The organism is Pseudomonas sp. UV AK001 (assembly GCF_046097675.1).
In the GTDB taxonomy this organism is placed as follows: Bacteria; Pseudomonadota; Gammaproteobacteria; order Pseudomonadales; family Pseudomonadaceae; genus Aquipseudomonas; species Aquipseudomonas kribbensis.
This window is the reverse complement of the sequence record NZ_JBJUVZ010000001.1, coordinates 1,088,184-1,109,446: the sequence shown is the minus strand read 5'-3', so window position 1 is coordinate 1,109,446 and position 21,263 is coordinate 1,088,184. Positions and strand designations below refer to the sequence as shown.

The window sequence follows — 21,263 nt, the reverse complement described above, 5'->3', positions numbered from 1 at the left end:
CAACCGTCTAGGTTCATGAATATCTTCACCGGCACGACCCATCGAATAATAAAAACAGCCCTCCCGGCGGGAGCGTTCATTCTTCTGAAACAAACAAGACGCTGCTTTAGTTGCTGAACGGAACTCAGTCATCACAATCAAGAGGGATGCTTGATGAAGCACAGCCGTTGGTATCGTGCGCTCTCGAAAAATGCGTCGGCCGGACATTTCTGGCTGTCACTGTTTTGCTTTGCAGTACTGGTGATTGCCAGCTTCCTGTTGTTCGAACAGCAGATCCAGGACTTCCTCAATCATCTCGACCTGTACCTGCCGACTTCTCCCACCCAGCAACTCAACCTGGCGCTTTTGCTGATCGCCCTGTTGGCGCTGGACGTTGTGTTGCCCGTGCCTTCCAGTGTGGTCGCGCTACTGGCCGTGGCCATGCTCGGCAGCGTCGGCGGTTATCTGGTGATCCTCATTGGCCTGTGTCTGGGTGCCGGATTGGGTTACGCACTGGGTGCCGGTTATTTCCGGATGCTGTCCAGTCGTCTAGGGCTGCATCAACGCAAGCCCGGGCAAATGGCCTATCGACTGAGCACGCTGTCGTTGATCTGCCTGCGCGGCGTGCCGGTACTGGCGGAAACCTCGGTGGTGGCCGCCGGCATGCAGCGTTATCCGCTGCGCTCATTCCTGCTGGTGACCACCCTGGCCAACGCCGGTCTGGCACTGGCCTATAGCGCCATCGGCACATTCCTCGTCGAAGAGAACGCGTTGCTGGTGACGATTCTCGCCAGCATGGTGTTGCCGGGGTTGTTCATCGCCGGCTACAGCCTGTTCAAGGCCTTGCGCAAACACAGCGGCGGCCAAGTGTTGCACGGGCGCTTCGAGGTCAGTTACGACTACCCGGTGGTGTTCACCGATCACCTGTTCGATTCTTCCAATCCCTGCCTGCATCAACAGCTCACCGCCCGGCAAAACGGCCGGGTGACGGTGATGGTGTTCGCCGATGAACAACTGCTGAAAAGCGCGCCGCACCTGCTGGATCAGATCGATGGCTACTTTGCCGCCCACGCAGCGGACCTGCATTTGCAGGCGCCCCCGATTGCCGTTCCGGCCGGTGAACGGAGCAAGGACTCACAGGTGTTGGAGCAGCTCTACGCCGACATGCTGAAACATGGGTTGGACCGGCATTGTTATGTGCTGGCCCTTGGCGGCGGCGCGGTGCTGGATTCCGTGGGCTACGCCTGCGCCACCTTCCATCGTGGCATCCGCCTGATCCGCGTGCCGAGTACCGTACTGGCGCAGAACGATGCCGGCATTGGCGTGAAAAACGGCATCAATGCCTTCGGCCAGAAAAACCTGCTCGGCGCCTTCTACCCCGCCACCGCTGTAATCAATGACTTCCAGTTGCTCACCAGCCTGACCCGCCGCGACCAGATCGCCGGGCTGGCCGAAGCGGTGAAAGTCGCGCTGATCAAGGACCGGGAATTCTTCGAATGGATGGAGCAACAGGCCGACGCCCTCGCCCGCTTCGATCATCCGGCCAGTCGTTACGCGATCCGCCGTTGCGCCGAACTGCACCTGTCGCACATTACCGGCGCCGGCGATCCCTTCGAGCGCGGCAACGGCCGGCCACTGGATTACGGGCACTGGGCCGCGCACAAGCTGGAAAACCTCAGTCATCACCGCTTGCGCCATGGCGAAGCCGTGGCGGTGGGCATGGCCCTCGACGGGCTCTACGCCAATGCCCTCGGGCTGTTGAGCGATGTCGACTGTGAACGGGTGATGAGCCTGTTGGCCCGTCTCGGTTTCAACCTGTGCCCACCGGAACTGACCCTCAAAGATGCGCAAGGTCGCTCACCGGTGTTGCTCGGGCTGGAAGAGTTCCGCCAGCACCTCGGCGGACAACTCTCGATCCCGATGCTCAGCGGAATCGGCCAGTCGGTAGACCTGCATGAAATCGACGACGCACGGATGGAGCGGGCGCTGCAGAAGCTGTCCGCCCGCAGCGCTCCGGTGCTCGACTTGAGCGAGGGTTTCGCGAAATGAGCCAGACCCCGCAAAGCCTCAAGACCTGGCTGACCCTCGGCCGGGTTTCCAACCTGCCCACGGTGTGGACCAACACCCTGGCCGCCGCGCTGCTGGCCAGCAGCGCCGGGGCACTGGCGCCGCCCTCGTGGCTGGTGTGGATTCTGCTGCTGTTCACCCTGTCGCTGCTGTATCTGGCCGGCATGTTGCTGAACGATTTGCTGGATGCCGACTGGGACCAGCAACACCACAATCCTCGGCCCATCACGCTGGGGCTGGTGAGCCGCCAGCAGGTGCGCCTCGCCACAGTGCTGTTACTGACATTGGCGGCCGCGTCGGTGCTGGGCCTGAGCCAGTTGATCGACCAGCCGCATTGGCTGCTGGCCAGTGTCTCCCTGCTGGTGGGCTGCATCATCGGCTACAACGTGCTGCACAAAAAATACGCCCACAGCGTCTGGTTGATGGGCGCCTGTCGCTCGGCGCTGTACCTCACGGCGGCGGCCAGTCTGGCGGTACCGCCGGAGCCGATCTGGCTCTGCGCGATTTTGCTGGGTGTCTACATCAGCGGGCTGACTTACCTGGCGCGCAATGAACACAACAACCAGTTGCTCAGTCGCCTGCCTCTGCTCCTGATGCTGAGCCCGCTGGCCCTGGCCATCTACGCCGACAGCCTGTGGTTCTGGCCGGTGCTGCTGCTCTGGCTCGGCTGGCTGGGCTGGCATTACCGGCAGCACCTTGCCGACCCGCAGCAGCGCAAGGTCCGTGCCTTTATCGGGGCCGGCCTCGCGGCGCTGCCACTGTTCGATGCGCTGGTGATGGCCGTGGCCAATCAACCATTGGGCAGCCTGCTGTGTGTTCTGGTGTTTTTCCTGCTCCCACACTTCCAACGCTGGATCAAACCGACATGAACATGGACGTCACCGCGCCGCCGACGGCGGCCCTCGGCATGCGCCGCGATTGCCTTGCCGAACACCATCAGGCCCTGACACGGCAACTCGATGACAGCGAATTGCACTGGTGGCGTCAGGCACAGGAACAACTGGTCCGGCAACCGGACGCCAATACCGCATCGCTCCTGAGCGGCCAGTGCAAACGTCATCTGCGTGACCGGGCACTGCCCGACAGCCACTGGAATCTAGTCCAGCTGGCACGTGCGTTATTGCTGGCACAGGTCCTTGAACAGTCCTCCGAGGGCGGACAATTGTCCTTGCTGCGCCAGCTTTTTCTGTGGGGCGACGATCAGGAAAAGATCGCCATCCTCAAAGCCTTCGACTGGCTCGACAGCCATGGGCACTGCGTGGATCTGGCGTTGCAGGCCGGGCGCACCAGCAACAGCCAGGTGTTTGCCGCCCTCGCCCTCGACACCCTCTACCCGTCCCGTCATTACCCGGAACGGGCCTTCCACCAACTGGTGCTGAAAGCACTGGGTATGGGGCTCGATGTGCGACGTCTGACCGGCCTGAGCCAACGACACAGCCTCACCCTCAATCAACTGGCCCTCGATCTGCTGGAAGAGCAACTCGCGGCTGACCGGGCGGTGTCCGTCGGCTTGCCCCTGGCGATTGCCTTCGACCGGCTCACCCCGGCGCAGCGTCAGCGACTGGTCGAGCTGAACCAGCAGCAACGTTTGCCGCCGGAATGGCGCGCTCACCTGAACTGATACCCAACGTCTCCTTTCCCTTGACGAGGATTTACCATGCCCAAGTATTTCGATCCGCACATTCACATGGTCAGCCGCACCACCGACGACTACCAGAACATGGCTGCCGCCGGCATCACCGGGGTGATCGAACCGGCCTTCTGGCAGGGTCAGGCCCGGACCAGTGTCGGCAGCTTCATCGATTACTTCGACACCCTGCTGGGCTGGGAGCGCTTTCGCGCCAGCATGTTCGGCATCCATCACTTCTGCACCATTGGCCTCAATCCCAAGGAAGCCAATGACCTGTCGGTGGCCAATGAAGTGCTGGAAATTCTGCCGCGCTATCTGGTGAAGGACGGCGTGGTGGCGGTCGGTGAAATCGGCTACGACGACATCACGCCCGAGGAAGATCGCTTTCTCGCCGCGCAGCTGGAACTGGCCAGACAATTCAATCTGCCGGTGCTGGTGCACACGCCGCACCGCGACAAGATCGGCGGCACCAAGCGCACGCTGGCCGTTATTCGCGAGGTGGGGATCAATGAGAATCTGGTGATCATCGATCATCTCAACGAACTGACCTTGCCGCTGGTACTGGACAGCGACTGCTGGCGCGGCCACTCGATCTACCCCAACACCAAAATGTCGGAACAGCGCATGGTCGCCCTGCTTCAGGAGTACGGCACCGAAAAAATGGTGGTCAACAGCGCCGCCGACTGGGGCATCAGCGATCCGCTCAAGGTGCCGAAAACCGGTCAGGCGATGTTGGCGGCGGGCTTCAGCGAGGCTCAGGTCGAACAGGTGCTGTTCCACAACCCGGTGGACTTTTTCGCCCAGAGTGGACAACTGGACAAAACCCTGATCAGCACGCCGCTGCCCATCGATCAGCGCCGGCAGTGGCAGGACAACTCTGCCCTGCGCGGGCAGGAGCCGGTGATCAAATGAGTGCCGGCATGGGTTGGGCTGCCGCGCAGGTCGGGTATTGCAGCAATGTGCACCCGACCCATGACTTGGCCAGGCTGAAGGCCTCCATCGAACAGCACTTTCAGGGCGTGCGCGCACAACGCGGGCTGAAACAACAGGACAGTGGACTGTGGATCAGCGCCCTCGCCGCCACCGGGTTACAGCAGAAAACCGCACGTGCGGAGTTTCTCGGTCTGCTGCAACGCAGTGGACTGCGACTGACCTCGCTCAACGGTTTTCCCTACGGGCAGTTTCATGAGGGTGCGGTGAAAGCCGCCGTGTACCTGCCCAGCTGGGCCGAGCCGAAGCGCCTGGCGTACAGCCTCGAACTGGCGCAGATCCTCGCGCAGGCGTTGCCGGCGGACTGTCATCAAGGGGTGATTTCCACCGTGCCGCTGGGGTACGCCGCCACCTGGAGCCCGACGCTGCAACAACGTGCCGAGTTTCAATTGCGCGAACTCACGACCTCACTGGCCAGACTGCATCGGGAGACCGGCAAGAAAATCGTGTTCTGTCTGGAGATGGAACCGGACTGCGTGCTGGAAAACACCGATCAGGCCATCGCCTTCTTCCGCCGCTGGCAAACCACCGATCCGCACCATGAGTATCTGGCGCTGTGTTTTGACGTCTGCCACCAGGCCGTGATGTTCGAAGACTGCTATCGCTCGCTGGTCAGGCTGCGGCAGGCGCGGGTGCCCATCGGCAAGATCCAGCTGTCCAATGCTCTGGTCTGCCGCCTGCCCTCCGCGGACGACAGCCGTCGTGAACAAGTCCTCCAGACCTTGCGCGACTTTTGCGAAACCACCTACCTGCATCAGGTGAAGGCGCTGGATGCGCAGGACCGCTTGGTGGCCTGGGCGGATCTGCCCGCCGCCCTCAACGATTGCGCGAAGCACCCGGATCGCTATGCCGAGTTGCGTATTCATTTCCATATTCCGCTGTTCAGCGAACAACTGGTGTTGCCCGAGCTGAGCGGTAGTCAGGTCGCTCTGGCGCAGACCTTCGACTATCTCGCCGACCATCGGGAGTTTCGCCCCGTGCTGGAGGTGGAAACCTACAGCTGGGGCGTCCTCCCCGCCCAACTGCGCCCGACCACCGAAAACGCCCAGCTGCAGGGCATCGCGGCGGAACTGAAATGGGTCGAGGAGCAGTTGCGCCAACGGCAACTGTTGCAGCCACAAGCGCAGGAGACCTACGCCGATGCCCTCTGAACAACCACGTCAACCGCTGCTGCTGATCAACGTGGTCGGGCTGACGCCGGCGTTGCTGGGCGACGCGACCCCGAACATCAATGCCCTGCTCAAAACCGCAAAAATGGCCAGCCTGCAACCGGTGTTCCCGGCGGTCACGTCGTCGGTGCAGGCTTCGATCCTCACCGGGCGGCCGCCGTCCGAACACGGCATCGTCGGCAACGGCTGGTACTTTCGCGATCAGGCTGAAGTGAAGTTCTGGTTGCAGCCCAATACATTGATTCAGGGGGAAAAGGTCTGGGAAACACTCAAGCGTGAGATCCCGGGGTTTCGCTGCAGCCAGTTGTTCTGGTGGTACAACATGTATGCCGACGTGGACGCCGCCATCACCCCGCGTCCGCACTACCCCGCCGATGGCCGCAAGTTGTTCGGCCTGTATTCGTCGCCCGCTTCGCTGCATGAAACCATCGAACGGCAGATCGGCGAGTTCCCCTTTCCGGGGTTCTGGGGGCCGGCGGCGGGCATTGCGTCCAGCCGCTGGATCGTCGATTGTGCCATCGCTGAATTCCAGCTCAATCGGCCTGATCTGCAATTGATCTACCTGCCGCATCTCGACTACAGCCTGCAGCGGGTGGGGCCCGATCATCCGTCGATTGCCGATGAGGTGCGGGCCATCGACAATGAAGTCGGGCGTCTGCTGGCCTTCGCCGAGGAACAGGGCGCAGCGGTGATGTTGCTGTCGGAATACGGGATCGAAGCGGTCAACCAATCGGTGTCCATCAACCGCGTGCTGCGCTCGGAAGGTTTGCTGGAAGTACGTCAGTCGCTGACCTGGGAACTGCTCGACCCCGGCGCCAGTGCAGCCTTTGCCGTGGCCGATCACCAGATCGCCCATGTCTACGTGAAAAACGCCCGGGACATTCCCCGCGTCAAAGCGTTGCTGCAGCGCCAGCCCGGCATCGAGCAGGTGCTGGACAAGGCCGAGCAACGAGCCTTTGCGCTGGACCACCCGCGCAGCGGTGAGCTGGTGGCCGTGGCCGCAGCGGGTTACTGGTTCGATTACTACTACTGGTTCGACGATCGCAAGGCCCCGGACTTTGCCCGCACCGTGGACATCCACCGCAAGCCAGGCTACGACCCGCTGGAGCTGTTCATCGACCCGGCCATTCGCTTCCCGAAACTGCGAGTCGCGCGCCGCCTGCTGCAGAAAAAACTCGGTTTCCGCTACTACATGGACCTGATTCCACTGGACACCGGACTGGTCCGTGGCAGTCACGGCCGCCTGCCCGAGCGCGAGGACACCGGGCCGCTGCTCATCACCAATTGCGATCTGCCGCTGCCGCAAACCCTGGCGGCCACGGCAGTGAAACAACTGCTCCTTCAGCATTTCCTGGGGCACCTCTACCACCACTCGGCCAATGCCAAGGAGCTTCCATGCGGCGAGCCATTTCTTTAACCGTTCTCAGTGCACTGGCCGGTTTGGCTCAGGCACAGGACACCAACAGTTTCGATTGCAATCAATTCCTCAAGTTTGGAACCGACGTTGCCAAGACCCGGGCGGCGTTCCAGCAGAGTCCCGAAACCATGGCCTGGAACTGGTTTGTCTGTCTGAACCAGTTCAGCCCCACCCAGGCCAGCAACCGGGTATGGGAAACCATGAAGCCTTCGGATCAGGTCTACCTGCCCGATGGCGCTGCGCCCGGCGCCTACGCCAGTCCCGTGCCGCCTCCGACCGAGGTGCTGACACAGGCCCGGACTCTGGGAATGGACCTGAACCGGACCTTCCACAACCTCAATGCCACGCAACAGGTCGACGGCCTGGCGCTGCACATGGGCGGTGCCGTGCCTGTTTCTCAGAAAGGCAACCCGGTACGTTTTCAACTGTTGATGGGTGAAGACACCTTCGACTACATCGTGCAGCGTCAGGTCTACAACATGAACGGTCAGGCCGCGCTGCCGGGCAATCTGGACTTCCCGGCCACCGCGTGGGAGTTGAAGGCCGCGTGGCTGTGGATCGGCTCGGACACCACCTACCGGCAAACCCTGGCCAACGACGGTTACTACATTGGCCAGGCTTATTACGAGCAGGATGGCACCTATCAGGTCGGCTACGCGGCGTTGAGCGGTCTGCACGTGGTCAATAAGCTGGACGCCAACTGGGTCTGGACCACTTTCGAAAACGTCAACAACAGCAAATACACGGTGACCAACGCCCCCACACCGACGCCGATGACCAACACCACCGGGCCGACTCCGGCCGCCAAACCGGTGAACGTCAGCTTCCAGGCGAGCAACCCGACGCTGTCGAAGTACGAACTGATCGGGGTCGAGTTCCAGCCCGTCACTCAGGTGCTGGCCAACTCGCAACTGGAGTCGGCGTTTCAGAACACCTCGTCCTGCCTCGCCTGCCACGGCACTGCGGCCTACTCGAACGACAAGGGCTACTACAACTTCGCCATGAAACAGGATGGCGGCATCGTCTACCCGACCACTCCGCTGCCGGCTTCCGACTTCGAAGGCTACAAAAAACTGGACTTTGTCTGGTCGCTGAAGCGCGCCCAGTGGCAACGCTAAGGAGCACGACATGAGCGTATTGAACTTCCCCCGGATCTACCTCAACGGCCATATGTTCTGGAACCCGCCGACGGCCAACAACAACGATGTGCTGCCGCTGTATGACGCGGTGAAGATGGACATCAACTGGCCGTTTACCAACTACTTCGACATCACCCAGGAGAACGCTCCCACCACCCTGATGCCCTGGATCATTTCCCCGGTGCAGCAGAATGATCTGCCGCCCTATGTGCAGCAGGTGCCGACCAACGGAGGTCCGAACACCTTCCCGTTCATACCCGCCGAATGGGACCTGTTTGGCGACAACGCCTGCGGGACGGTGAGTTACCAGAGCACCCGCTCGACCATTATTGGCGGCGAGTTGCAGGCCAACACCTACATTGCTCAGGACGCGCTGGTCGGCAGGGACTTCCAGCTGCTCGGCAACCCTTTCGGCAGCCAGAGCCCGACAGCCGCGCGCTTCGTCGATATCAGCCCGTGGCAGAACACCTTCACGGCGCTGTACTTCGACAAGTTGCAGCTGGGAGATGCCACCTGTGGCCTGACCCTGAACCGGCAATACCGGATGCTCGACCGTTTCCTGACGTTCAATTGGGCCGGCGACTTCGGTGGTCTGGCGTATGTCACCACCACCTGGCAGACCTGCTTTCCCCGGGACAATCTGGAATGGGTCATCGGCGATTCCGTCCTGCTGAGCAATCTCCAGCAACAGATGGAGGCGCAAAACGCTCAGGGCCTGATGTTCAGGTTCGCCACGTACCTCACCTGTTACGACAGGAACGGCGTGTTCAACGACTTCCCGTACATCAACACCCGCAACAATGACCCATCAGCGCTGGCCCGCATGACCGCGATGTATCAGAAGGGGCTGGACAACGTTTCCGATATTTTCTTCAACCCCGCCTACAACCGTACCGTCGCGACCCTGGGTCTGTGGTTCGATCACGAATACCCCACGGCGCCCGCCGGCCCGCGTCTGGTCACCGACCAGAAGATCATGGTCACTCGCCCCGGCATGTCTGAGCCGACAAGCACCAATCTGGGTGTGACCTCGGCGCAGATCACCCACAACACGCTGTCGCTGGATCTGGCCAACACGTTCCCGTTCTATCCGCTGGACAAGAACGCCGATGTCCTGACGGCCGAGAAGTTCCAGGCCGGCGACTTCAAGCTGGGCGTATCGCAGAACGGGAATTTCGTGCCGGTGGTCGACATCGGTTTCGATCAGTATCAGCAGTCGGCTTTCGACAAACGCTCGGGCCTGCTGGATATCCCCCTCAGCGCCACGCAAGCGACCACCTTGCAATCGGGCCCGCTGGAACTGCAGCAACAGACTTCATCAGGCCCAGTGAAGGCCGCCACTCAGCAAGTCTGGACCGCCGAGGTGGTAGAAAGCGGCACCTTCGTCGACGTGAACGATCACAAGACGCTGACCATCATGGTGCAGAACAATGGTCAACCGGCCGCCAACACCACACTCTGGGTTGTGGAATACGGCAACCCTTACAACGTGACCACCAGCGACTACTACCTGACGTTCATAAATAACCCTGACTTCACGCTGTTCTACGACAACGCAGACCGCAACAAAAACACCGCCAACCTGCCACAGTTCAAGGGCACGGCGCCGGTAGCGAACTACCTGGCCACCGGCAGCGGTCGTCGACTGGTCAATCTGGAAACCAAAGACAAACCGGTGGGCGTTGAGGTCAGTTATCAGTCATTCATGAATGGCTCAAGTAAACCGATCACGGTGCCCCTGACCCCTTGCCTGGAGTTCGACGCCGGCGTCTACGCCCACGGAACGCTGGATAATGATCAGACGGTGGACTACTCCTACGTCGCCATCACCACCGACCCCGATGGCAAAGCCCAGGTGAGTTTCCGTGCCAAGGCCCCGGGTTTCCCTACGCTGCGCTTCATCGTCAAGGAAGGCGCCAGCGACCCGGACATCCCTTTCAGCTTCGCGCTCACAAACGCCCAGATCGACTTCCTCGCCCCGCTACGCGTCCTGCCACTGGACATGCAGCTGCAACAGGACTTCGTCAATCACTGGAACGACATCTACAGGAACAAGAACGCCCCCGCCGCCATCTGGGAGGAATTCATCTACCCAAGGGTCCTGAAAACCTTCTACTACCTGTACCCGATCATGAACAAGTTCATGCCGCTCAACTCCCGCACGCGGGTGGAAGGTGCCGTCGACCAGTTGATCCGGCTGATCAGCAAGGAGTACCAGGAAGAAAGCACCCTCGCGATGCCCATCACCCGTGACCTGTCGCAGAGCCGGCGCGCGGTGCTGGAGTTGTGGGCGCAGAAACTGGTCAAGCGCAACTTCCCGCCCGTGAAACTCAACATGAGCGATTACGACGACCTCTGATCCATCAGGAAAGATGAGCCGCTGCGGGCGCTCAGGCCCGCAGTGCGCCTTGCCAGGGAGTGACCCATGAACGTCAGCCTCTTGAACCGTCTGTTGCTGTTGATCCTCCTGTTTTGTCCGTCTGCATTCGCCCAGGACAGCGGCGCCGTCTACTTCACCAATGGCGTACACAACACGCTGGGGTGCAATGAACAGAACGGCAACTGCATCGCCAAACGCAATCCGGGTGAGCCTTCCGACCCGTTTTTTCCTGCGTTCTGGATCAGTAACTGGACCATGTACCGGGTGATGCACAACTACGAAAACAACCCGCCGCCCTACAGCAACCCGCCAACGACCCTGAAGCCTGCGGACTACACCGTCTCTCGCGGAACCAGCTACTACGACACGACGTACATCCCGCCGGACGGCGACGGCTTCGGCGCGATGATGGAGCACTACGAGAAATACTGCCTGCCGATCTTCCCGATCAAGAACAACAACTACACCTGCTCGTTCGTGTCCCTGGGCAACAAGGCGTACTTCCTCACCTATCCGCAAGACCGACCGAAAGACATGCCGGCCTGCTGCATGTTTTCGCCGATGAATCATCCGCCACGGCAGGATTTCATCGAGCACCTGCCCTACAGCGCCGAGCGCAGCAAGAATCTCGATGGCAGCGTGCAGGCCTACGCCCTGGATCTCGACTCGCCGCAAGGACCGATCCTGTTCGGCTATGCCTTCTACAAAAAAATGTCGGGAAAACCGCCCTACCGGCCGCCGCAGTCGTTCTTCTTTTCCGGCGATACCAGCGTCGCCAACGCACCGATCGTGAGCCAGAACTACACCGACTTCCGCATCGCCAAACCGAACCCGAAACAGACCTGGGCGCAGGTCGCCGCCATGTGCCCGTCGAATCCGCCGCCCTGCCAGTTGTTCGAGCCACCAGAGTCGCAGAGCAATGGCCAGAAGGCGCAGTGGAACAGGCTCATGCAGCGTAAACCGTGATCAACGACGAAGGATCGCCATGAAAACCACACTCTGTTTTTCCGTGATGTTGCTGGGTCTGGCCAGCCTGCCGGTGCTGGCCAGGGAACAAGCCATGACATCGACGCAAGCCAGCCAGTTGAACTGCCAGCCGCCCAGTACCGCACCGGCCGCCACGGCCGGTCAGGATCAGTTCGATCAATACAGCTGGCAGATGTTCATCGCCCTGAGCTGGCCGGCAAAGAGCGGGCAGCGCGGCAATCCCGACTGCACCAAGCAGCCCGGTGCGGCGGGTTACACCGTCTGGCAAACCTACAAGACCGTCGGGGAAATCTTTCTGCCGAACGCTGCCAATCCCGGGCCGTGGAATTCCCCGCAAATCGCCAAGAGCTTCAACATCATCAACATCGCCTCTTTGAAAAACAGCGCTCAGGTCAACGCCGTCGATCAGGCGGTCGGCGGCTGGTTGATCGATCAGGCGAAAAACCCGACCTACTACGACATTTCGGCCAACGAGACTTCATACAACTACATCGTGGGCAACAACTTCTATAACGCCGACGTTGTCTCCAAAGCCAACAACATCACGTTCCCGTGGGGTGTCATCGAGATCAAGTCGAGCTGGCGCATCCTCACTCCCCATGACAACGCCAGCCGTTACCTGACCCTGCTCGCCCGGGTGGCGACCTTCGATGAGCAGGGCCAGAAGAACGGTGTCACCGAGGCTTTTCTGGGGCTGGTGGGTTTGCACATCATCACCAAGGCCAACGGTTATCCGCAGTGGATCTGGTCGACGTTCGAACAGGTCGACAACGTTCCGCCCAAGGCTCTGGTGAACGGCCAATGGGTCGATCAGCCGGTCGCGGGCACGGCCTATTCCTACTTCAACGCCGCTGCGCCCGCTGCATCCCTCAACCAATCGCCATGCGACTGGCAGACCCAGGGCCCGCATCAGGTCTGCGTGCCGAAACCCGGCACCACGTTCCAGACCCCGAACCCGCTGAACCGGGTCACGCCGATCGCCGACATCACCAACCAGATCAACGCCAGTTACCAGGCCGACCCGGGCCTGCAAAACAGCGTGTTGAAGTACTACCAGCTCATCACCACCCAGCGCCCGCTGATGCCTGACAACCCAGGCAACCCGCTGGGCCAGCCGACGCCGGCACTCTCGGCCAACGTGACCATGGAAAGCTACATCCAGCCCAACAGCAGCTGCATGAACTGCCACTCCATGGCGACGCCGGTCAAGAGTCCCTACAAGTCCGATTACTCGTACCTGTTCAAATTCGCCAATTCGCCGCTCGGCAAAACCATCAAGGACGGGAAATAAATCATGAGCATCCTCAACGGCCCGCGACTGAATTTCTGGGGAGGCATCCGCACGGATGTCAGCCTGCCGAACAACTCACCGACCATTCCTTATGACGGCGATGACAACTGGCCGATCTTTGACCTGACCACTTCGACCCTGGCATCGGGGGCCCGGTCTTATACCGACGATCAGTTGAACAGCATGATCAATGCGCCTACGGGCGACTACTACACCGCCGGTGGCTGGAATCATTACGGGCAACATGTCGTCGACATGCAGAATGCGCTGATCAGTTCTCAGGGCAGCCCGGGCAGCGTCAGTACCACCGGGGATATGGTGGGCCAGCCGGTCTATCTGCTGGGTTCCGTGGACCCGGTGACCGGACAGAAGCCGGTTTCAGGCCCGATGATGGTGGACCTCGACCCCACCTCGACCACCACCACCCAGATATTTGTCGGTGGCCTGCAAATCGGTGGCAGCAGCAACATCCAGTTGCTGATTCACGACAATGCAGTCTGCAGCAGCCTGGATCTCGGTAAGCGGGTGCTGCAGCCAACGCCGAAGGAGCTGGATGCACCCGGTTCCTGCCGTATCAGTGGCACCTTCCAGTTGACCTTCCCGCTGAGCAGCATTGTCAGCTGGAACCAGAACAGCGCCGGTTTGCGAGCGATCATCCAGGCGCCGGGCGCCACCGGTATCGTCCTGCGCTTCGTGATGTTCGAAATGTGCCCGACGATGACCACGCCCCAGTTGCAAGCCGATTATGCCGCCGGCAGAGACACCCCGAACCCGAGCATCGGCCGGGTCATCGGCACATTGGCGCCGGCGTTCGCCAATGAGCCGCTGGACTGTCAGGCGGGCCGTCAGATCGTCAATCAGGGCACGGGCGGCACCGGCTATGCGGACCTGAGCAGCCCGGCCATGCTGAGCGTCGACATGGTCAATATCATTCCGAAACAGACGTTCAGGGCCGTCCGCGATGACATCACCAGCCCTATCGGACCTAACGGCAATTACGGCACTGTCACCGTGGCAGCCGGCGAGACCACCCTGGGCACACTCGATCCGACCAGCAGTTCCCTGTTCGACTATTACGTGTATGGCGGCATTGTCGATCTGCCGCTCAATACGACTCAACAGTCGGCGGTCAGATCCTCGCCGCTGGCCATCAGCGCCCCCGGCACGGTCGCCGGGACTACGTTGCAGGCCACGGAGTCTGTCTATCGGGTCTATGCCGATCAGCGCAGTGTCTATACCGAGGACTACCCGCAGGGCCTGTCGATTACGCTGCAGGTCCGGTATCTGGGGGCTGCGGTGACCAGCACAACCGAAATCGATCTCACCGCCGCGCCCTCGGGACCGTATTACACGCAACAGCGCTACTGCGACTTCCTCTATTTCCCTCCTGCCCTGACGGTGAGCCCCGGTCAGTTGTCCGTCACCTTCTCCGTCAACGTAAAACCCGCCGCAGCGCCCCTCGCCGGTTTCGTCGCCCTGACCTACACCGTCAACGGTCAGGACAGCGGCACGTATTTCACCAACTTCCGCAAATACGCCGAGACCGACTTCGGCATCCCCAGAGGCACCACCATCACCTGGGAACAGATGTACCCGAACGTCCTGCGTTTTCACTATCTGGCCTTCCCGGCCATGTCCCGCTACATCCCGCTGAATCAGCCGGACGCGATCATGGGCGCGAAGAACCCGATCCTCGCGCGGACTTCGGATGCCTACAAAGGCACCACGCTGTTCATGCCTGTGGTGAGGTCGATGTCGCCCTGTCAGCGGGCGCTGTTGCGGGCCTATCTCACGGGCGAGCCGTGGCAACCACCGCAGTAATCGCGCCCCTCAGCCCATGGAGAAAAACCTATGACTGTTCATATTCCTGCGCGCCCCCGCGAGACGCTGCGCCCGAGCAACATCATTGCCGAGGGCCTGCTGAACCCGCGTGGCGCCTGCCTGCAAGCCGATGGCAGCCTGCTGCTGGTCGAGGCTGGTTCGGGCCTGCCGGACCAGACATTCAGCGGCCGCATCAGCCGCCTGCAACCCGACCCGCTCCACCCCGGCGCCTGGCTCGCTCGCGAAACTGTGGCTCAGGGCTTTCGTTCGATGAACATGCAGGCCCGCATGCTGCGCGATGAAATCATGGGCCTGTCGGACGTCGCCTGCGGTGACGGGCGCTGTCTGGTCAGCCAGACCGACTACGTCGCGGGCTCGAAGCTGCTGGACCTGCAATACACCCCGCCGGAGCCTGTGTTTCACAGCCGGGGCAATCTGAATGCGCTGTGTTATCACCCGACCCGCCGCAGTTGGCTGGCGGTCAAACCCGATACCAACCAACTGGTGGAATTCAGCCGCGGCGAAGATGAACAGGTATTGGTGCAGTTGCCGGATCTGGACATGGGCCAGGAAGCTGTCCCCGTCACGCTGCTGTACGAACCGACGACAGACGCCGTGCTGATCAGCCTGTTCTCCGGCGAGCTGCAAGGCGATCCGAGCCGCAAAGGCATCGACTTTGACGATCAGGCCGGCCAGGTGATCCGGGTCTGGCCCGACACCGGCCGGATCGAAGTGCTGATTCGCGGCCTGCAACTGCCCACCGGACTGGCGCTGTGTCCGCAAGGAAACGTGTTGGTGCTGGAGCTCTGCAGCCGTCTGCAACAACCGCTGCCGCCTGACTGGAATGGCGAACCCCTGCATGGCGGTTTCACCCGGTTCAGCGGGCGACTGTTGAGCTGCAATCTGCAAACCGGCGAAGTGACCGTGCTCGCCCGGGACCTGGATACCCCGTCCAACCTGTGCCTGGTGCAGGACGCGGTGCTGGTGAGCGAAGGCATGGGATTGACAGGGCGACCGTTGCCCACGCCGGATAACAAGGTGGTTGCATTGAGCGGCAGGCTGCGCCGGGTGCAGCTCTGAAAACAGAAAAAAGGGCGCGGCCTCATTGAAGCCGCGCCCTCTGTCTACTGAGTCACCACAATCTTGCCGATCATCTGCGGATGCAGCACGCAGAAATACTCGAACTCGCCCGGCGTATTGAACACCCAGGAGAAACTGTCATTGGTGTCCAGCGCTCCCGAGCGGAACACTTTGTGGGTTTCGGCCACCGTGTGCGGGATCTGGTCGTCATTGACCCACGTCACCTTGGTGCCCACCGCCACGGTCAAATCCTTGGGACCGAACATGAACTCCTTGATGTCGACCTTTACTTCCTGTGCCCAGACCGGCATCGACAAAAACAGGCACAGCACTGCCAACAGTCGCGCTTTCATCGGGCTGCCCTCCCCCTAGACCAGTGTCGAATCGATCAGCGCCAACGGATGATCGCCCTGTGTCGCGCGCACTTCGGTGATCCCCAGATAGTTGCGCAACTGATCGGCCGCCACGGTCATCGGACCCGGCGACGGAGCCGCGCCCGGTGCCGGTTGCGGATAGGCCGTGCCACGGGCGGTGTGAAAGGTGATGTTGCCTTCGACTTTCTGGATCACCTGATGGATATGCCCGTTCAACACCGTTACCGAGCCGTACTTGCGCAGCATCGCAATCGCCTGATCGCCATCCTCGGTGCCCCAACCCCAGGGCTGATAGATCGTCCACAAAGGAATGTGGGTGAACACCACGATCGGCGTACTGGTCGATACCGCGCGCAGATCATCGGCCAGCCACGCCAGTTGATCGGCGCCGAGGTTGGCTTCATGTCCGGCCTGGAAGTTGAAGACATTGACCAGCGCAATGAAATGCACGCCGTGGTCATCGAAGCTGTACCAGCCATTGCCTTTGGTGCCCTTGCCATAACGCTCCAGATAGAGCTTGCCGCCGCCCTCGTCGAGGGTGTCGTGTTCACCGGGGATGTAATGCACGGTAGACGGCAAGCCTTTGAGCACTTGCGCCGCCGTGTCGAATTCCTCGGCCTTGGACAGGTGGGTGATGTCACCGGTGTGCAGGATCAGCGACGGCCGTTTCGGCAGTGCGATGACCTTGTCGATCGCCACTTGCAGGGTTTTCACCGGCTCCGGGTTGGCTTCCTTGTTGAAGCCGATGTGCGAATCGCTGATCTGCACGAAATGAAAGGTGCTGGCCAACGCCTTGGGATCGCTGACGTTACCCGCCTCATCCATCGCAAAGGCTCTGGGAATGCCGCCGCTCAGCGCCCAGAGGACCCCGGCCCCGGCCCACGCCGAGCACTTGAGCAGCGTTCGCCGGTCCGGGTTATGCAGCAAGCCGTCGGTGCGCAGTGGATGTTTTGTTTGATTGTCCATCGGTAGGTCCTCGCTGGCGGACTACAGTGATGTAGCTGACACCAGGAAGAACCTTTCGGGACGAAGGTTTATTCCACGCCGCAAAACAAATATTTTTCAGGGAATAAAACACGACCCATCACAGTTATAGGGGTGTGACGGTGCGGAAATCACTATGAAGCGTTTTGAGGAATTGATTGCACCGCACCTGGACGCGGCTTACAACCTCGCACGCTGGATCACGGGCAGCGACAGCGCCGCACGGGACGTGGTGCAGGAAAGCGCCCTGCGTGCCTACCGGTTTTTGCAGCGTTTCGCCAACGGCAATGCCAAGGCCTGGTTCCTGACCATCGTGCGCAACGAAAGCTACACCTGGCTCAAGGCCTCGGCCGGGCGCCACTGGGTCGCCATCGATGACGAAACGGGTGATATCGACGGCGCATTGAGCCACACCCAAACCCCGGAACTGCTGGCCATTCATACGGAAAACGCGGCATTGATCCAGCAGGCACTGAGCGCCTTGCCGCCGGCGTTTCGCGAGGTCATTGTGCTCAAGGAGCTCGAAAACATGTCGTACAAGGACATCGCGCTGGTGGTCGATATTCCCATCGGCACCGTGATGTCGAGGCTGGCCCGGGCCCGTGCGATGCTCAAGCTCGAACTACTGAAGTGGCACGACGATGAATGAACTCGACTGTACGGCTTGCCAGACGCAACTGCATGGTTATCTGGATCAGGAACTTGATCCGGCAATGGCTGCAAACGTGACTGCGCATCTGGCCCTGTGCGCCGCGTGCAAGCATCTGTATGCGGAGGCGAAGGTGCTGAAGATCAGCGTAAAACGCCATGCGCCCTATTACGCGGCACCGGAATCACTGGTCGCGAGCGTGTTGGCCGCTGTTGCTCCCGCACCGCCGAGCCCGTTCGAACGCTGGCGAAAATGGTTCGCCCCGGCATTTTCCGCTGCCGCCCTGGCCTTGGCGATGGTGCTTTACGTCGCGACACCGGGCAGCGAACAGCCGTTGATGGAGGAAGCGGTTTCCAGCCATGTTCGTTCGTTGATGGGGGCTCACCTGAATGATGTGGTGTCGTCGGATCGCCACACCGTGAAACCCTGGTTCACCGGCAAACTCGACTTCTCGCCACCGGTGCTCGACTACTCGGCACAAGGTTTCCCACTGCTCGGCGGACGGTTGGATTACCTGCAGCACCAGACCACGGCAGCCCTGAGTTACGGCCGGGCCAAACACATCATCAATGTGTTCATCATGCCGACAACGGACGCCGACGAGCCGACGCAGAGTCAGTCGATTCGCGGTTTCAACGTGGTTTCCTGGCAGGCTGACCACATGCGATTCGTGCTGGTTTCCGATGTGGAGAAAGGTGAACTGGAGGCGCTCGGCCAGTTGCTCAGGAACGGCGCCTGAAAGGATGTATCCCGTCCGTTAGCGGCATGATCGCTTCAATGTTTCACTCGGCAACTCATTGAACAGCGCCCGATAGCTATTGGAAAACCGCCCCAGATGCCAGAACGACCAATTCATCGCCACTTCGGCCACCGTGGTGCCTGACGCGGCGCCCTTGAGCAGTTCCCGGCGGGCACTGTTGAGCCGGCGCAAACGCAGCCACTGAGTCGGTGACATCCCGGTATAGGCCTTGAACGTCTGCTGCAATTGTCGCAACGACACCCCGGCCACCTGAGCCAGCTCCAGCAGATTGAGGGTTTCTTCCGGCGAGTCCGCCGCCCATTCCCCCACGCGTTTCATGGTTTGCCGCTCTTCGGTGCGGCGCTGCAAACCACCGCTGTCCAGACACACCCGGGCGTTGTCGAGGATGAACAGACAGTCCTCCAGCAACTGCTGGGTCAGTGCTTCTTTGCTTGGCTGATCAAGGGTTTGCGACAACTTTGTGAGAGTCGAGCTTAACCAGCGGCTGAACAGCGCATTCTGCGCGCCATTGAGCGGCGCCATGAACAGGCCTTCCAGCCGGGCCACGTCCAGACCATTGCGGCGGACAAATTCCGGGCCGAACACCACGGCGATTTCCTGGTAGTTCTCCGGGGTGATCCAGATGTTGCGGCTCTCTTCGTTCAGCAGATAGAGCGCGTTATCACTGCGATCGAAACAGAACGCCAGAGACCCCGAGGGCGCACTGAAATTCTGCTCGACCCGAGTGTTCATCTGTTCTTCGTAGACCTCCACCCCTTCCAGGTCCAGATAGCGGATTCGCCCGGCGAAATGCCCCGGCGACATCTGTTGGTAATGCTGGACCCAGCCCGGTGTCGCGCGGATCTGCTCGGCGACATCGGCGGTGTTGAAAGCTTGAACCTGTAGCGGATTACACGTTGTCATGGGAGACCTTGCGCACTCTTTTGGTGCGCTTTGGTGCTGCTGAAAGTGGATAGATGGAACGGCAAGGCCCGCCCAAGATAGTCGTCAACGCGCCACAGGGGAAGCCTGCGAAAGATGAAATCGCATTTCCCCCGCGTCAATAAAACCAACGACGAGGTCTTTATGAATGCCCCTTTCGATCAGCTGTTCACATGGCTGAAAGATCACAAGATTACCGAAGTGGAATGCGTGGTCAGCGACCTGACCGGCATCGCCCGCGGCAAAATTGCACCGACCAACAAGTTCCTGCATGAGCGAGGCATGCGCCTGCCGGAAAGTGTGCTGCTGCAAACGGTAACCGGGGATTTTGTCGACGACGACATCTACTACGACCTGCTCGACCCGGCCGACATCGACATGGTCTGCAAGCCGGTGAGCGATGCGGTGTACGTGGTGCCATGGGCCATCGAACCGACGGCCATCGTGATCCACGACACCTTCGACAAGTTCGGCAACCCGATCGAACTGTCGCCGCGCAATGTGCTGAAAAAAGTCCTGCAGCTGTACACCGACAAGGGCTGGAAGCCGATCGTTGCGCCGGAAATGGAGTTTTACCTGACCCAGCGTTGCGAAGATCCGGACTTGCCGTTGAAGGCTCCGCTGGGCCGTTCCGGTCGCGCTGAAAGCGGTCGTCAGTCGTTTTCCATCGATGCGGCCAACGAATTCGATCCGCTGTTCGAAGACGTCTACGACTGGTGCGAACTGCAAGGTCTGGATCTGGACACGCTGATCCACGAAGACGGCCCGGCGCAGATGGAAATCAACTTCCGTCACGGCGACGCGCTGGATCTGGCCGACCAGATCACCGTGTTCAAGCGAACCCTGCGTGAAGCCGCGCTCAAGCACAACGTCACCGCGACTTTCATGGCCAAGCCGATTGGTGACGAACCCGGCAGCGCCATGCACCTGCACCAGAGCGTGGTGGAAATCGCCACCGGCAAGCCGATTTTCGCCAATGCCGACGGCAGCATGAGCGACCTGTTCCGTCATCACATCGGTGGTCTGCAGAAACTCATTCCTAAAGTGCTGCCGATGTTTGCGCCGAACGTGAACTCGTTCCGCCGCTTCCTGCCGGACACTTCAGCGCCGGTCAACGTCGAATGGGGCGAAGAAAACCGCACCGTCGGCCTGCGGGTTCCGACCTCCGGGCCTGAGGCGATGCGCGTGGAAAACCGTCTGCCTGGCGCTGACGCCAACCCGTACCTGGCGATTGCCGCGAGCCTGCTGTGCGGTTACATCGGCATGGTCGAGGGCATCGAGCCAAGCGCTGCCGTCGAAGGTCGCGCCTATGAGCGCCGCAACCTGCGCCTGCCGATCACCATCGAAGAGGCCCTGACCCAGATGGAAGAGTGCGACACCGTCGCCGAGTATCTTGGCAGCAAGTTTGTGCGTGGCTACGTGGCGGTGAAACGTGCCGAGCATGAAAACTTCAAGCGCGTGATCAGTTCCTGGGAGCGTGAGTTCCTGCTGTTGAGCGTCTGAGACCTTCACTACCCTTGTGGGAGCGAGCTCGCTCGCGAATGGGCCAGTTCAGTTAACGAAGACGGCGACTGACGAACCGCTTTCGCGAGCAAGCTCGCTCCCACAAGGGGAGCAACCCATCA

Annotated in this window: 18 protein-coding genes; 15 read left to right on the top strand and 3 right to left on the bottom strand. The window is 60.8% G+C overall.

Features of this window, described 5'->3' with window-relative positions; translation table 11 throughout:
- Positions 1-153 precede the first annotated feature (153 nt).
- The 12 genes from ACKLNA_RS05075 to ACKLNA_RS05020 all read left to right on the top strand — a co-directional run bounded on the left by ACKLNA_RS05075 (position 154) and on the right by ACKLNA_RS05020 (position 15,950).
- A complete protein-coding gene (locus ACKLNA_RS05075) occupies positions 154-2,028 on the top strand; it encodes a 3-dehydroquinate synthase (protein ID WP_408985083.1) in 1,875 nt (624 codons plus the stop codon).
- A complete protein-coding gene (locus tag ACKLNA_RS05070; protein ID WP_408985082.1) occupies positions 2,025-2,915 on the top strand; it encodes a UbiA family prenyltransferase in 891 nt (296 codons plus the stop codon). Before ACKLNA_RS05075 ends, ACKLNA_RS05070 begins: the two co-directional genes overlap by 4 nt.
- Complete coding sequence (locus ACKLNA_RS05065; protein WP_408985081.1) at positions 2,912-3,667, top strand: EboA domain-containing protein; 756 nt, start codon at positions 2,912-2,914, stop codon at positions 3,665-3,667. The genes ACKLNA_RS05070 and ACKLNA_RS05065 overlap by 4 nt, the downstream gene beginning before the upstream one ends.
- A gap of 36 nt (positions 3,668-3,703) precedes the next feature.
- Positions 3,704-4,588 (top strand): TatD family hydrolase, encoded by an 885-nt coding sequence (locus ACKLNA_RS05060; protein ID WP_085709939.1) that lies wholly within the window; start codon positions 3,704-3,706, stop codon positions 4,586-4,588.
- On the top strand, positions 4,585-5,817 hold the full coding sequence (gene eboE, locus ACKLNA_RS05055; protein ID WP_408985080.1) for a metabolite traffic protein EboE: 1,233 nt from the start codon (positions 4,585-4,587) through the stop codon (positions 5,815-5,817). Before ACKLNA_RS05060 ends, eboE begins: the two co-directional genes overlap by 4 nt.
- On the top strand, positions 5,807-7,252 hold the full coding sequence (locus tag ACKLNA_RS05050; protein WP_408985079.1) for an alkaline phosphatase family protein: 1,446 nt from the start codon (positions 5,807-5,809) through the stop codon (positions 7,250-7,252). The genes eboE and ACKLNA_RS05050 overlap by 11 nt, the downstream gene beginning before the upstream one ends.
- Positions 7,231-8,370 (top strand): hypothetical protein, encoded by a 1,140-nt coding sequence (locus ACKLNA_RS05045; protein ID WP_408985078.1) that lies wholly within the window; start codon positions 7,231-7,233, stop codon positions 8,368-8,370. The genes ACKLNA_RS05050 and ACKLNA_RS05045 overlap by 22 nt, the downstream gene beginning before the upstream one ends.
- Positions 8,371-8,380: 10 nt before the next feature.
- Positions 8,381-10,750, top strand: a complete 2,370-nt coding sequence (locus ACKLNA_RS05040; RefSeq protein WP_408985077.1) for a hypothetical protein — start codon at positions 8,381-8,383, stop codon at positions 10,748-10,750.
- 66 nt (positions 10,751-10,816) lie between these two features.
- Positions 10,817-11,737: a hypothetical protein gene (locus ACKLNA_RS05035; protein ID WP_408985076.1), complete on the top strand. Its 921-nt coding sequence runs from the start codon at positions 10,817-10,819 to the stop codon at positions 11,735-11,737.
- Positions 11,738-11,756: 19 nt separating this feature from the next.
- Positions 11,757-13,049, top strand: a complete 1,293-nt coding sequence (locus ACKLNA_RS05030) for a hypothetical protein (RefSeq protein WP_408985075.1) — start codon at positions 11,757-11,759, stop codon at positions 13,047-13,049.
- Positions 13,050-13,052: 3 nt separating this feature from the next.
- A complete protein-coding gene (locus ACKLNA_RS05025; protein WP_408985074.1) occupies positions 13,053-14,870 on the top strand; it encodes a hypothetical protein in 1,818 nt (605 codons plus the stop codon).
- 30 nt (positions 14,871-14,900) lie between these two features.
- Positions 14,901-15,950 carry a hypothetical protein gene (locus ACKLNA_RS05020; protein ID WP_408985073.1) on the top strand — a complete coding sequence of 350 codons (1,050 nt, stop codon included), beginning with the start codon at positions 14,901-14,903 and terminating at the stop codon, positions 15,948-15,950.
- Positions 15,951-15,994: 44 nt separating this feature from the next.
- Here the strand turns inward: ACKLNA_RS05020 and ACKLNA_RS05015 are convergent, their stop codons facing one another.
- Together ACKLNA_RS05015 and ACKLNA_RS05010 are read right to left on the bottom strand one after the other, a co-directional pair.
- Positions 15,995-16,303 carry a cupredoxin family copper-binding protein gene (locus ACKLNA_RS05015; protein ID WP_119428166.1) on the bottom strand — a complete coding sequence of 103 codons (309 nt, stop codon included), beginning with the start codon at positions 16,301-16,303 and terminating at the stop codon, positions 15,995-15,997.
- A 15-nt stretch (positions 16,304-16,318) separates the two neighbouring features.
- Positions 16,319-17,290 carry a metallophosphoesterase family protein gene (locus ACKLNA_RS05010; protein ID WP_408985072.1) on the bottom strand — a complete coding sequence of 324 codons (972 nt, stop codon included), beginning with the start codon at positions 17,288-17,290 and terminating at the stop codon, positions 16,319-16,321.
- A gap of 154 nt (positions 17,291-17,444) precedes the next feature.
- On the opposite strand from ACKLNA_RS05010, the gene ACKLNA_RS05005 reads away from it, so the two are divergent.
- Both ACKLNA_RS05005 and ACKLNA_RS05000 read left to right on the top strand, forming a co-directional pair.
- Positions 17,445-17,957 carry a sigma-70 family RNA polymerase sigma factor gene (locus tag ACKLNA_RS05005; protein WP_408985071.1) on the top strand — a complete coding sequence of 171 codons (513 nt, stop codon included), beginning with the start codon at positions 17,445-17,447 and terminating at the stop codon, positions 17,955-17,957.
- Positions 17,950-18,696 (top strand): anti-sigma factor family protein, encoded by a 747-nt coding sequence (locus tag ACKLNA_RS05000; protein ID WP_408985070.1) that lies wholly within the window; start codon positions 17,950-17,952, stop codon positions 18,694-18,696. Before ACKLNA_RS05005 ends, ACKLNA_RS05000 begins: the two co-directional genes overlap by 8 nt.
- An 18-nt stretch (positions 18,697-18,714) precedes the next feature.
- On the opposite strand, the gene ACKLNA_RS04995 is transcribed toward ACKLNA_RS05000, so the two are convergent.
- Positions 18,715-19,620: a helix-turn-helix domain-containing protein gene (locus ACKLNA_RS04995; RefSeq protein ID WP_408985069.1), complete on the bottom strand. Its 906-nt coding sequence runs from the start codon at positions 19,618-19,620 to the stop codon at positions 18,715-18,717.
- Between the two features lie 162 nt (positions 19,621-19,782).
- On the opposite strand from ACKLNA_RS04995, the gene ACKLNA_RS04990 reads away from it, so the two are divergent.
- Positions 19,783-21,141, top strand: coding sequence for a glutamine synthetase family protein (locus ACKLNA_RS04990; RefSeq protein ID WP_065257395.1), 1,359 nt, complete (start codon positions 19,783-19,785; stop codon positions 21,139-21,141).
- The last annotated feature ends 122 nt before the right edge of the window (positions 21,142-21,263 follow it).